The sequence below is a fragment of the Streptomyces monashensis genome, from assembly GCF_001866665.1.
GTDB lineage: Bacteria > Actinomycetota > Actinomycetes > Streptomycetales > Streptomycetaceae > Streptomyces > Streptomyces monashensis.
Map to the genome: position 1 here is coordinate 1 of NZ_MLYO01000037.1, position 12,786 is coordinate 12,786.

The 12,786-nt window shown below is 75.3% G+C and carries 8 protein-coding genes and 2 pseudogenes; 5 read left to right on the top strand and 5 right to left on the bottom strand.

Translation table 11 applies throughout. The features are described from left to right. Positions 1-172: 172 nt before the first annotated feature. Entirely contained in the window at positions 173-2,050 is a 1,878-nt protein-coding gene (locus tag BIV23_RS23500; protein WP_071382920.1) for an ABC transporter ATP-binding protein, read from the bottom strand. A gap of 216 nt (positions 2,051-2,266) precedes the next feature. Here BIV23_RS23500 and BIV23_RS23505 point away from each other — a divergent pair, with 216 nt between their 5' ends. Both BIV23_RS23505 and BIV23_RS23510 read left to right on the top strand, forming a co-directional pair. Then, a complete protein-coding gene (locus BIV23_RS23505) occupies positions 2,267-3,184 on the top strand; it encodes a lysylphosphatidylglycerol synthase transmembrane domain-containing protein (RefSeq protein ID WP_071382988.1) in 918 nt (305 codons plus the stop codon). A gap of 39 nt (positions 3,185-3,223) precedes the next feature. After that, positions 3,224-3,988: a crotonase/enoyl-CoA hydratase family protein gene (locus BIV23_RS23510; RefSeq protein ID WP_071382921.1), complete on the top strand. Its 765-nt coding sequence runs from the start codon at positions 3,224-3,226 to the stop codon at positions 3,986-3,988. A 37-nt stretch (positions 3,989-4,025) separates the two neighbouring features. Here BIV23_RS23510 and BIV23_RS23515 read toward each other — a convergent pair. Beyond that, positions 4,026-5,106 (bottom strand): annotated as a pseudogene (locus BIV23_RS23515) (DUF5937 family protein). 17 nt (positions 5,107-5,123) lie between these two features. Between BIV23_RS23515 and BIV23_RS52040 the strand changes: the two are divergent. Continuing rightward, positions 5,124-5,540 (top strand): annotated as a pseudogene (locus BIV23_RS52040) (MFS transporter); the annotation flags it as partial. A gap of 51 nt (positions 5,541-5,591) precedes the next feature. Here the strand turns inward: BIV23_RS52040 and BIV23_RS23525 are convergent. Genes BIV23_RS23525 through BIV23_RS23535 form a run of 3 tightly spaced genes read right to left on the bottom strand, consistent with a single transcriptional unit; the run spans position 5,592 to position 9,786 of the window. After that, complete coding sequence (locus BIV23_RS23525) at positions 5,592-6,905, bottom strand: NAD(P)/FAD-dependent oxidoreductase (RefSeq protein WP_071382923.1); 1,314 nt, start codon at positions 6,903-6,905, stop codon at positions 5,592-5,594. Further along, on the bottom strand, positions 6,902-8,347 hold the full coding sequence (locus tag BIV23_RS23530; RefSeq protein ID WP_071382989.1) for an NAD(P)/FAD-dependent oxidoreductase: 1,446 nt from the start codon (positions 8,345-8,347) through the stop codon (positions 6,902-6,904). The genes BIV23_RS23525 and BIV23_RS23530 overlap by 4 nt, the downstream gene beginning before the upstream one ends. An 8-nt stretch (positions 8,348-8,355) precedes the next feature. Then, the gene (locus BIV23_RS23535) at positions 8,356-9,786 is read right to left on the bottom strand and encodes an FGGY family carbohydrate kinase (RefSeq protein WP_071382924.1); all 1,431 of its coding nucleotides are present in this window, start codon (positions 9,784-9,786) and stop codon (positions 8,356-8,358) included. Positions 9,787-10,039: 253 nt separating this feature from the next. Between BIV23_RS23535 and BIV23_RS23540 the strand changes: the two genes are divergently transcribed. Both BIV23_RS23540 and BIV23_RS23545 read left to right on the top strand, forming a co-directional pair. Continuing rightward, a complete protein-coding gene (locus tag BIV23_RS23540; RefSeq protein WP_177240007.1) occupies positions 10,040-11,014 on the top strand; it encodes a hypothetical protein in 975 nt (324 codons plus the stop codon). Between the two features lie 48 nt (positions 11,015-11,062). Continuing rightward, positions 11,063-12,613, top strand: coding sequence for an amino acid permease (locus BIV23_RS23545; protein WP_071382926.1), 1,551 nt, complete (start codon positions 11,063-11,065; stop codon positions 12,611-12,613). The last annotated feature ends 173 nt before the right edge of the window (positions 12,614-12,786 follow it).

Below are 12,786 nucleotides of genomic sequence, written 5' to 3' on the forward strand. Positions count from 1 at the left end.
CTGAAGTAGCAGTAGCTGCCGAGGCCGTACGCCTGGTGGCTGGTGACGGAGTCGGCGACCTTGTAGGCCGCGTAGCCCTTCGCGGCACCGTTCATCCAGGACGACTGGTCCGTCAAGAGGGTGGGCAGCGGCCCCGCCGCTGCCCACCCGCCCGCCCCGCCGCCCCGCCCGCTCAGGCCGGTGCCACCTCGTCGCCCCGCTCGGCGAACTGCGTCCGGTACAGCTCGGCGTACCGGCCGCCGGCCGCCAGCAGCTCCTCGTGCGTGCCGCGCTCCGCGATCCCGCCGGACTCCACGACCAGGATCTGGTCGGCGGCCCGGACCGTGGACAGCCGGTGGGCGATGACCACGGCGGTCCGCCCCTCCAGGGCCTCGGCGAGCGCCTCCTGGACGGCCGCCTCGGAGGTGTTGTCCAGGTGGGCGGTGGCCTCGTCCAGGATCACCACGCGCTGGCGGGCCAGCAGCAGCCGGGCGATCGTCATGCGCTGGCGCTCCCCGCCGGACAGCCGGTAGCCGCGCTCGCCGACGACCGTGTCCAGGCCGTCCGGCAGGGACCGTACGACACCGTCCAGCCGGGCCCGGCCGAGGGCGTCCCACAACTCCTCGTCCCCGGCGCCGGGGCGGGCCAGCAGCAGGTTGGCGCGGACGGTGTCGTGGAAGAGGTGGCCGTCCTGGGTGACCATGCCGAGCGTGGCCCGCAGCGAGGCGGCGGTCAGGTCACGGACGTCGGTCCCGCCGATGCGCACCGCGCCCGCGTCGACGTCGTACAGGCGCGGCAGCAGCTGGGCGATGGTGGACTTCCCGGCGCCGGAGGAGCCGACGAGGGCGACGGTCTGCCCGGGTTCGGCGCGGAAGGAGATGCCGTGCAGGACCTCGGCGCCGCCGCGCGTGTCGAGGGTGGCCACCTCCTCCAGCGAGGCGAGGGAGACCTGGTCGGCGGCCGGGTAGGAGAAGCGGACGTCGTCGAACTCGACCGCGACCGGCCCCCCGGGGACCTCGACGGCGTCCGGCTTCTCCTCGATGAGCGGCGTGAGGTCCAGCACCTCGAAGACCCGCTCGAAGCTGACGAGCGCGCTCATCACCTCCACCCGGGCGCCGGCGAGCGCGGTGAGCGGGGCGTAGAGCCGGGTCAGCAGCAGGGAGAGCGAGACGACCGCGCCCGCCTGCAGGGTGCCGTGCAGCGCGAACCAGCCGCCGAGGCCGTAGACGAGGGCCAGCGCGAGGGCGGAGACCAGGGTGAGGGAGGTGATGAACACGGACTGGGCGGTGGCCGTGCGCACGCCGATGTCCCGGACCCGGGCGGCGCGCGCCGCGAACTCCGCGGACTCCTCCTCGGGCCGGCCGAACAGCTTGACCAGGGTGGCGCCGGGCGCGGAGAACCGCTCGGTCATCCGGGTGCCCATGGCCGCGTTCAGCGCCGCCGCCTCCCGCTGCATCCGGGCCATCCGGCTGCCCATGCGGCGGGCGGGGAGCACGAACACCGGCAGCAGCACCAGCGCGAGCAGGGTGATCTGCCAGGACAGGGTCAGCATCACCGCGAGCGTGAGCACCAGGGTGACGACGTTGCTCACCACACCGGACAGGGTGTTGGCGAACGCCCGCTGGGCGCCGATCACGTCGTTGTTGAGTCGGCTGACCAGCGCGCCCGTACGAGTCCGTGTGAAGAACGCGACCGGCATGCGCTGCACATGATCGAACACAGCCGTTCTGAGGTCGAGGATGAGTCCCTCCCCGAGCGACGACGACAGCCGTCGCCCGAGGATGCCGAGCCCCGCCTCCGCGAGCGCCACGAGCGCGATCAGCAGGGACAGCCGTACGACCTTCCCGGAGTCGTGCCCCGCCACGATCGCGTCGACGACGCGGCCGGCGAGCACGGGGGTCGCGACGGCGAGCAGGGCGGTCACCACCCCGAACAGGACGAAGCGGACGATGCCCGCGCGGTGCGGCCGGGCGAAGGCGCCGATACGGCGCAGCGTGGCGCGGGCGAAGGGACGGCGGTCGTCCTGGGCGTTCATGACGCTGTGCAGCTGCGTCCATGCGGTGGTCTCCATGCTCATGGGCAAGAACGTAGAACCTCAAGCTTCGTTGAGGTCAATGTCCGCCGCATTTCACTCCCGAAGGCCCCGATGACCACAGCCTGTAAACCGCCGTCCCCTAATCCGCCACCCGCCGTTGGGACGGCACGGAAAACCTCTCCGGGTGTGACCGCGCCACACTTCCCCGCCCTGCGCACGCGCCGCCTGCCGGCGCTCGCCCGGCGCCTGCCCGTGCGGCAGATCCTGTGTCTGCTGCCGCTCGTGCTCGTGACCGTCGTCGCCGTGCAGAACCGCTCGGTGCTCGTCGAGGGCTTCGGCCGGCTGCGCACGGCCTCGTGGCCCTGGCTGCTGGCGGCGGGCGGCGCCACGTGTCTGACCTGGGTGGCCGCCGCCTTCACCCGGCAGGGCGCCGTCGTCCAGCCGCTGCCGAGGTGGCGGCTGCTGGCCACCCAGTTCGCGGCCGGCTCGGCGAACCACCTGCTGCCGACGGGGCTCGGCGCCGGCGCGGTCAACCTGCGGTTCATGACCGTGTGCGGGGTGCCGCTCGCCCGCTCCTCCGCCGCGCTCGCGCTGTATCTGCTCGCCGAGTCGGTCGGCCGGCTGAGCCTGCTGGCCGCGCTGCTGTTCGCCTTCCCCGACGCGCTGCGGCTCGGCACCCTGATCCCGGCCGGGGCCGTCGGCCCGCTGCTGGTGATCGCCGGAGCGGTGCTGGTGGTGGCGGTCGCCGCGCTGGCGCTCGTACGACGGCTGCGCACGGCCGTGCTCGGCTTCGTCCGCACCGCCCTGGGCGAGGCCCGCTCCGTGCACACGCGGCCGGCCCGGGCGCTCGCCCTGTGGGGCGGCTCGCTCGCGTTCCCGGCGCTGCAGGCCGCCGGTCTGGTGGCGGTCGGACAGGCGCTGGGGCTGCCGGTGCCGCCCGCGCACATGGCGCTGGCGTACCTGGCCGCGACGGTGGCGGTGGCGCTGGTGCCCACGCCGGGCGGCATCGGCTCCGTCGAGGCCGCGCTGATCGTGGCGCTGGTCGCGGCGGGCGGCCCGGTTGCGGTGGCCACGGCGGTGGTGCTCGCCTACCGGATCATCACGGTGTGGGTGCCGCTGGTGCCCGGGGCGCTGACGCTGGGGGCGCTGGTGCGGTTCAAGGTCATCTGAGGCAGAGTGGCGCTCCCAGCCGAGACGAGGGAGTTCACCGTGCCGGTCCGTGTGGAGCGCGAGGGGTACGTCACGACGGTCGTCCTGTCCCGGCCGGAGTGCCGCAACGCGGTGGACGGCCCCACAGCCGTCGAACTCGCCGACGCCTTCCGGGAGTTCGAGGCCGACGAACGGGCCCGGGTGGCGGTGCTGTGGGGCGAGGGCGGCACGTTCTGCGCGGGCGCGGACCTGAAGGCGATCGGTACGCCGCGCGGCAACCGCGTGGCCGAGGACGGCGACGGCCCGATGGGGCCATCCCGGATGCGGCTGTCCAAGCCGGTGATCGCGGCCGTGGCCGGGCACGCGGTCGCGGGCGGCCTCGAACTCGCCCTGTGGTGCGATCTGCGGATCGCCGAGGAGGACGCCGTCTTCGGCGTGTTCTGCCGCCGCTGGGGCGTGCCCCTGATCGACGGCGGCACGGTGCGGCTGCCCCGGCTGATCGGCGCGAGCCGGGCCATGGACCTGATCCTGACCGGCCGTCCGGTGCCGGCCCGGGAGGCGTACGAGATGGGCCTGGCCAACCGCGTCGTGCCGACCGGGTCCGCCCGCGCCGAGGCAGAAGCGCTCGCGGCCCGGATCGCCCGCTTCCCGCAGGCGTGTCTGCGCAGCGACCGCGCGTCGGTCCTCGACCAGCAGGGGCTGACCGAGGAGGCGGCACTGCGCACCGAACTCCGCCACGGCGTGGGCGTGCTGGCGCAGAGCACGGAGGGCGCCGCCCGCTTCGCCTCCGGCGCCGGGCGGCACGGCTCGTTCGGCGAGAGCTGAGCGCGCGGCGCCGGTCCGGGCCTGCCGGTGTGCCGGCTCAGCGCAGTACGGCCGCCAGCAGGTCGGTGCCGAGGGCCGTCAGGGCGGGCAGATCGAGGGTGTGCCGGACGTAGCGGCCCTGCCGCCTGGCTGTCAGCAGGCCCGCGCGGCGGAGCACGGCGAGGTGGCGGGAGACCTCCGGAGGCGAGAGTTCCCAGAAGTGGGCCAGCTCACCGGTGGTGTGCGGGCCACGGGCCAGGGTGCGCAGCAGCCGCAGCCGTACCGGATGCGCGAGTGCCTCCAGCCGCAGGGTGACCGTCTCCAGCGACACCGGCTCCGCCGGGCCGGGCTCGGGGACGGGGTACTGCACCACCGGGTGCCAGCCGGGCGCGTGGACCGCCACCAGGTGCGGGCGGCCGAAGACGCTGGGGATGAAGGTGACCGCGGCGCGGGCGGCGGTCGCCTTGTCCTGCACCTCGTCCACGACGATGCGGTCGCCGTCCGCTGCCAGGGTGACCGCACCGGACACCGAGGCGAGGGCCGCCGCGACGCCCTGGCGTCCGAGCAGGTCGTTCTTCAGGCGCAGATCGGTGGCGAGCTGCACGGCGACCTCCGCCCACGCGGCGTCGAAGAACGCCTCGGCACACTGTTCGAGGGTGTCGCGCACCCGCGCCCGCACCGTGGCCGGGTCCGCGAGCAGCCGTTCCGAAGGCCTCCTGCAGCGCGCCGCGGGCCTGGGCCACGTCCAGGGCCCGCTCGCGCGCCGTCGCGTCGGTGAGCGGCGACGCCCCGGCGAAGCCGATCCGGTTGCTGCCGCACGTGGTGACGAGCGCGGCGGTCACGTACGTCTCGTCGTCGATCCGGTCCACGTCGTCCAGTTCCTCGGCGAGGGTGGGCCGCGGCCGGGCGGGGACCAGGAAGTCGGCCTGTGAGGAACGCCAGAGGAACTCCGCCTCCCGCAGCCGCTCGTCCAGTTCGGGCCGCAGCCCGGCCCGGACGTCCGCGGCCCAGCCGGCGAGCCGCGGATGGTGCCCGGGCTCGGCCAGCACGTGCAGCATCGCGGTCAGTTCGGCCAGCGGGGAGGCGGCGAAGCGCAGTCGCTCGGACGGCAGGCCGCTGATGTCGATCCTCAACGTCACCCCTCATCATCACCGACCGGACGGTGCTGGTGGTCACCCTCCAGGTCCCGGTCACCGTCGCGCTGTCCCGCTTCTCCCGGCGGGCCGTGCTGGCGCTCGCCGGTGTGGTGCTCGCCGTGTCCTACCTCGGCTTCCTCGCGGCCGCCTCGCCGGGCCACGGCTGGGCCGCCCCGGCCGTCGCCGCGGTGTCCGTGCTCTGCACCATGGGCGAGATCGTCTATGCGGGCAGCGCCACCGCGCTCGTCACCGCCCTCGCCCCGGCCCACGTCCTCGGGCGCACGCTCGCCCGCTTCCAGCTCTCCACGGGGTTCGGCCTCGCCGTCTCCCCGGCGGTCATCACCATGCTCGCGACCCACGGCCCGACCGCCCTCTGGGGCGACCTCGCCGCCGCGACGCTGCTCTCCTCCGGCGCCGTCGCCCGCGGCAAGGACCGCGAAGACCGGGGAGCACGGCCCGGCGACGGCCCGACCCGGCCCGGCCGCGGATCAGCCGCGGCTCACCCGCACCTCGCCGCCTCCGGGATCGACCCGGTCGTGCCAGCGGGCGGTGAGCGTCAGGGGACGGTGCGGCAACAGCGCCCCGGGCCACGGCCGTTCGCGGTGCAGCAGGCGGCCGTCCTGGTGGACGCGCAACACTGCGGGCCGGGGCGAGAGGGCGTCGTCGCGCAGGACGTAGCGCTCGGGCCGGGCCGCGGGCGTGACGCGGTTCGGGGCGATCCAGCGCAGCGGGGCCTCGACGGTGAGCGGGACGCCGGGGCCGGGCCAGGCGCCGCCCGCGAGGAGGTCCAGGACGGCGCGGGCCGCCCGGGCGCCCTCGCGGGCGGCGGTGCCGGCGGGTTCGACGGCGTGCAGGACGTTCCCGGCGGCGAACACCCCGGGCCGTGAGGTGTGCAGGGCGCCGTCGACGGCGGGGCCGCGGGTGCCGGGGTCCGGCACGAGGGCGCCGCGGCGGGCGAGTTCGTGCTCCGGGACGAAGTCGCCGGTGAACACGACGGTGTCGCAGGCCAGTACGGTCGTACGGCCGTCACGGTGGCGGACGCGGACCCCCGACAGGCGTCCGTGGCCGAGGAGTTCAGTGACGGTGGTGTCCGTCAGCAGCGGGACGCGGCGGCGCAGCCGGACCGACTGCGCCCGGAAGGCGGGGACGTGGGCGCGGGGCTGTTCGGTGACCAGGGCGACGACCTCGGCACCGGCCGCGCGCACGGTGTCGGCGGCCGCGTAGGAGACGCCCTCGGCACCGACGACGACCGCGCGGGTGCCGACGCGCTGCCCGAACAGGTGGACGGACTGCTGGAGTTCACCGGTGGTGTAGACACCGGCGGGCCGGGTGCCGGGCACAAGCCGGGCCGTGCGCGGCCGTTCCCGGGCGCCGGTGGCGAGGACGACGGCCCGCGCCTCGACGGTCTCGGGTCCGCCGGGACCGACGGCGGTGAGCACCGGGCACGGCGGCACGTCCCGGTCCGCGGCGCCCGGGGCGGCCACGGACTCCGGTACCCCCGTCACGCCCCAGTCCAGGACGGTCACCCCGGTCCGGATCACGGCGCCCGACCGCTCGGCGGCCTTCGTCAGCAGCCGGGCGTACGCGGGGCCGGTCAGCGGGTGCGCGCGGGTACCGAAGCCGCCGTGGGCGCAGTGCCGGGGCACTCCCCCGGCCTCCTGCTCACGCTCCAGCACCTCGACCCGGCCGGCACCGGACGCGGCCAGGCGGGCGGCGGCGGCCAGCCCCGCGGGGCCCGCACCGACGACGAGGACGTCGACCCGGCGGACCGGCGGCCCCGGCGCGCCTCGCTCAGCGGTCATGACCGCGCCTCCTCGCTCCGCGTCGCCTCGCCCTGTGCCGCCTCGCCCTGTGCCCGCTCGAACAACTCCCGTACCGCCGCGCCGCAGTAGAACCCCTGGCAGCGGCCCGCCCGGGCCCGGGTGCGGCGGCGCAGGCCGTCCAGGCTGCGCGGTGGGATCGGGCTCGCCAGCGCGTCGCGGATCTCGCCGCGGGAGACGCGCTCGCAGTGGCAGACGAGGGTGCCGTACTCGGGGTCGGCGGCGATGAGTTCGGGCCGCTGGTACGGGCGCGGGAAGGCCTCGCCGAGGTTGGGCATGGTCAGCGGCGCCAGGTCGCGGACCGGGCCCAGGTCGAGCCCGGTGTCCGCCAGCAGGCCGGTGACGTGCGCGGCGATCGCCAGGGACGCGGTCAGGCCGGTGGAGCGGATGCCGCCGACGGTGACGTACCCCTGCTCGGGGTGGGCGGCGATGCGGTAGTCCTCCCGGCCGGTCGCCGCACGCAGCCCGGCGTAGACGGCGGTGACCTCCTCGTCCAGCAGGGCGGGCAGGATGCGGCGGCCCTGTTCCCTGAGGGCGGCGAGCCCGGCGGCGGTGGAGCCGGTGGCCCGTTTGTCGTCCAGGTCCTCGGCGGTGGGGCCGAGCAGGACGTTGCCGTGGACGGTGGGCGCGACCAGGACGCCCTTGCCGAGCGCGGTCGGGACGGGCAGCAGGATGTGCCGCACGAGGGGCCGGGCGAGCTTGTCGTGGACGAGGAGCTGGCCGCGGCGCGGGGTGACGGTGAATTCCTCGTGGCCGAGCAGCCGGTCGAGGGTGTCGGCGTGCAGTCCGGCCGCGTTGACGAGGCGGCGGGCGCGCAGGGGGCCCCGGGAGGTGCGGAGCTGGTGGACTTCGCCCCGACCGACCTCCTCCACCGTGGTGTTGAGGTGGAGGTCGACTCCGGCGCGGACCGCCTGGGTGGCGTACGCCAGGGTCGTCGTCCAGGGGCAGATGATGCTCTCGCCGGGGACGTGCAGGGCGCCGAGCGCGCCGGGGCCGAGGTGGGGTTCGCGGGCGTACACCTCGTCGGCGGGCAGCAGGCGCGTCGCGTCGTAGCCGCCCCGCCGCGCCTTGTCGGCCAGCCGGGGCAGCGCGGCCCGTTGTTCCTCGTCCCAGGCGACGAGCAGGGCGCCGACGCGTTCGACGGGGATACCGGTCTCGGCGGCGTAGGCGCCCAGCCGCTCGTACCCCTCGCGGACCAGGCGGGCCTCCAGGGTGCCGGGGACCGCGTCGAAACCGGTGTGCAGGATCGCGGTGTTGGCCTTGGAGGTGCCCTGGCCGACGTCGTCCTGGGCCTCCAGCAGGGCGATGCGGAGATCCGGGTGGCGGGCGAGTTCCCGGGCGATCGCGCAGCCGACGACGCCGGCCCCGACGATCGCCACGTCGTACGGCTCGGCGGGCAGCGGGCCGTGTGCGGTGACGGTCACGGTGCCGGTCATGCGTCGAGCAGGGCCTGGACGGCGGTGCGGAAGCGGGCGCGGCGTTCGGCGGCCTGGTCGGCGCCGATGCGGGGTTCGTACACGGCGGCGGGCTCTGGGCCGGGCAGCACGTGGTCGACGCCCAGCGCGGGGTCCGCGCCGAGGCGGGCGAGCGTGGCGGCGCCGAGGGCGGTGGCGTCGGGCAGCGCGGACACCTCGACGGGGCGCTGCAGCAGGTCGGCCTGGGTCTGCATGAGGAGCGCGGAGCGGGTCAGGCCGCCGTCGACGCGCAGCAGGTCCAGGCCGGTGCCGAGGTCCTCGGCGGCGGCGTCGGCGAGTTGGGCGACCTGGGCGGCGATGCCCTCGCACAGGGCGCGCGCGACGTGGCCGGCCGTGGTGTCGAGGCCGAGTCCGGTGAGCGAGCCGCGCAGGTCGCCGCGCCACCAGGGGGCGGCGAGTCCGGCGAGGGCGGGGACGAAGGTGACGCCGCCGCTGTCGGGGACGGCGCCGCCGACGGCGTCCAGATCGGCGGCGCCGGAGAGGACACCGAGCTCGGTGAGCCAGCGGACGGCGGAGGCGGCCGCGAAGACCTGGCCGTCGAGGCAGTAGCTGGTCGTGCCGGCGATCCGCCAGGCGACGCAGCTGACCAGGCCGGAGCCGCCGCGCCGGGCCCGCTCGCCGGTGTGCGCGAGCAGGAACGCGCCGGTGCCGTAGGTGCACTTGGCGGCGCCGGGGCGGGTGACGCGCTGGGCGAGCAGGGCGGCCTGCTGGTCGACGGCCAGGCCGGTGAGCGGGATCTCGGGGCCGAAGGCCGTGGTCGTGCCGATGTGCTGGGCGTTGTCGGTCACCTGCGGGAGCCGCTCGTCCGCCAGGCCGTAGATCTCCAGCGCCCGCGGCGACCACTGTGCGCTGTCGAGGTCGAGGAGCTGGGTGCGGCCGGCGGTGGCGGCGTCGGTGGCACAGGTGCCGGTGAGGCGGTGGACGAGCCAGGCGTCGGAGGTGGTGACGACGCCCTCGCGGGTGAGCCGGCGCCGGATCCAGGCCATCTTGGGGGCCGCGAAGTACGGGTCGAGGGGCAGGCCGGTCAGGTGCCTCAACTCATCTGCGTGCGCGGCGAGTTCGGTGCAGACCGAGTCCGCGCGGCGGTCCTGCCAGACCAGGGCGTCGGTGAGCGGGCGGCCGGAGGCCGGGTCCCAGGCGAGGACGGTCTCGCCCTGGTTGGCGAGGCCGAGCGCCACGACCGGCTCGGAGGCCTCGGCGAGCGCCTGGCGCCCGGCGGCGAGCACCGAGTCGTACAGCTCGGTCGGGTCGGCCTCGACCAGGCCGCCGGGCAGGTACCGGGGGCGGACCTCGGCGAACCCGGTGCCGAGGACGCCGCGCTCCGGGCAGACCACGAGGGCCTTGGTGCCGGACGTGCCCTGGTCGACGGCGAGCACCGGCCCGGTCATCGCACCGTCTCCCGTCGCACCTCGAAGATCACACCGCGTCAGCCTGCCGTCGCGCCGTGTCCGGAGTCAAGCACCGACGGACCGTCAACTGGACCGGATTGGTAGTTGAGTTGACAACAATGGTGGGCCGGTACCTCCCCCTCTATAGTGACCGCCGACCACCGCACCACGCCCAATCCCCGCCCACAGGAGGGCTGTTGCCACGCCACCCCGCCACCTCGCCCGTGCTCCGGTGGCCCCGGACCGACGGCTGATGGCCAGAGACGGAGCACGTCCCTCCTACGACCCGGCCGGTCCCGACCGTGCGCTGCGCGCCGCCCTCCAGGATCTGCGCACCGGCCGCTGGATGGCCATGCGCACCCTGCTCGCCGACACCGCGGACCGGTGGCAGTGGACCCAGCGCACCCAGGTCCTCGCGGCGGCCGCCGCCGGCTCCGACGTGGTGCGCGCGTGGCTCGCCGAGGAGCCGGACAGCGCCCACGCGCTGGTGATGCACGCCCGGGTCGCGGTGGAGCGGGCCCTGCGCGCCCAGCGGGAGCGGCACCTGCGGACCCACGAACTGTGGATCGAGGCCTGGGACGCCGCCCAGGCGGCCACCCGGGCCGCCCCGCACGACGCGGTGCCCTGGGTGTGTCTGGTGGCCCTCGCCCAGCTGGACCCGGAGCAGCGCTGGGAGGAGCACCGGGCGGTGGCGCCCGAGCCGTTGCTGCCGCCGGGGCCCTGGGGCCTGCTGGCCGAGGCCCACAAGCGCGACCCGTTCAACCGCGAGGCCCACCACCGGATGCTCCAGTTCCTCTACGCGCGCCGCGGCACGGGCCGGCTCGCGGAGGCCGCCGGCTACGCGCAGTGGGCCGCCGGGCAGGCCCCGGCCGGCTCCGCACTGCACGTGCTGCCGCTGTACGTCCGGGTCGAGCGCTACCGGCGCGAGAGCGGGCACGACGCGGCGCTCGACCTGCACTGGGTCGCGGAGGAGGCGGCCCGCGAGGCACGCCGCGCCCTGCACTCCTGGTTCGAGCACACGCACCGCGGCGAACGCTCGCTGCTGGACCTCAACCACGTGGCCCACGCGCTGTGGGGCTCGCTCCAGTTCCCGGACGCGGCCCGGGTGTTCGACGCGATCGGCCCGTACGTCACGCCCACGCCCTGGATGTACCGCGCTCCCGGCCGCGACCGCGCCGTGGAGGTCTTCCTCCAGGCCCGGGACCGCTGCCGGGCGGCCCGCTCCTGACCGCACCGCCCCCGTCCGCAACGCCGTCGACCCGGAGGTCTCCCCCGTATGTCCGCCACCCCCGATCCCACGCCGGCGCCCCTGTCCTCGCCCTCGCCCGGCCTGCCCCAGCAGGACGAGGAGCAGCGGCTGCGCGAACTCGGCTACCGGCCGGTGCTGGCCCGCCGCATGGGCGGCTTCGGCAACTTCGCGATCAGCTTCTCGGTGATCTCGATCCTGTCGGGCTGCATGACGCTGTACGGCTTCGGCCTGAACACCGGCGGCCCCGCCGTGATGCTGTGGGGCTGGGCGGGCGTCGGCCTGTTCGTGCTCTGCGTCGGTCTCGCGCTCGCCGAGGTCACCAGTGCCTATCCGACCTCGGGCGCGCTGTACTACATGGCCGACCGGCTCGGCGGCCGGCGCTGGGGCTGGTACACCGGCTGGCTGAATCTGCTCGGTCTGCTCGGCGCGATCGCCGGTATCGACTACGGCGCCGCCCTGTTCACGGGGGCGTTCGCGAACCTCCAGTGGGGCTTCACGCCGACCCCCGGCAGGACCATGCTGGTCTTCTGCGCCATCCTGCTGCTGCACGCGGTGCTGAACCTGTTCGGCGTCCGCCTGGTCAGCGTGCTCAACTCGGTCAGCGTGTGGTGGCACCTGGCGGGCGTCGCGGTCATCGTCGGCGCGCTCGCGATCGTCCCCGACCACCACCGGTCGGCCTCCTTCGTGTTCACGAAGTTCGTCAACGAGACCGGCTGGCACAACCCGCTCTACGTGGCGGCGATCGGCCTGCTGCTCGCGCAGTACACCTTCTCCGGCTACGACGCCTCCGCGCACCTGTCCGAGGAGACCTCGCAGGCCTCGGTGTCCGCGGCCAAGGGCATCGTGCGCTCCATCTGGGCGTCCTGGCTCGCCGGCTTCGTCCTGCTCGCCGGGCTGACCTTCGCCATCCAGGACTACGACGCCACGCGCACCACCGCCACCGGTGTACCGCCCGCGCAGATCCTGCTCGACGGCCTCGGCACCGACGGCGCGAGCGCGCTGCTGCTGGTCGTGATCACCGCCCAGCTGTTCTGCGGCAACGCCGAGGTCGCGGCGGCCAGCCGGATGGTGTTCGCGTTCAGCCGGGACGGCGCGCTGCCCGGCTCGCGCCTGTGGCGCACGGTGAGCGGCCGCACCCAGACGCCGGTCGCCGCCGTGTGGCTCGCGGTGATCGTCGCCTGCGTCCTCGCCCTGCCCTCGCTGTACTCGGCGACCGCCTACAACGCGGTGACCGCCATCAACGTCATCGGCATCACGCCCGCCTACGCCATCCCGGTGCTGCTGCGGCTGCGCGCGGGCGACCGGTTCCGGCCGGGGCCGTGGCAACTGGGCCGCTGGAGCAGGCCGATCGGCTGGATCGCGGTGGTCTGGGTGGCCTGTGTGACCGTGCTGTTCTGCCTGCCGCAGGCCTCGCCGGTCACCGTCGACACGATGAACTACGCCTCGGTGGCGCTCGTCGCCGTGCTGGTGCTGGCGAGCGTGTGGTGGTACGTCGCCCGCCGCTCGTACGGCACACCCACCACCGCGGCGTACGGCGACGACCGCGAGCAGGCCGAACTCGCGGAGGGCATCATCTGATCCGCCGCTGCGCGGAGCGCCGGTCCGGGTGCGAACTGGTGTTCCGGATACGGCAGGATGAACGATCGCGCCGGTCACCGCGGTTCGGGGCCGGCGCGCTCGCACATCCCGCACATCGAGCAGGTGACCACGTGACGCGTCCTCCCCACTCCGCAGCCGCCGCGAGACCCGGA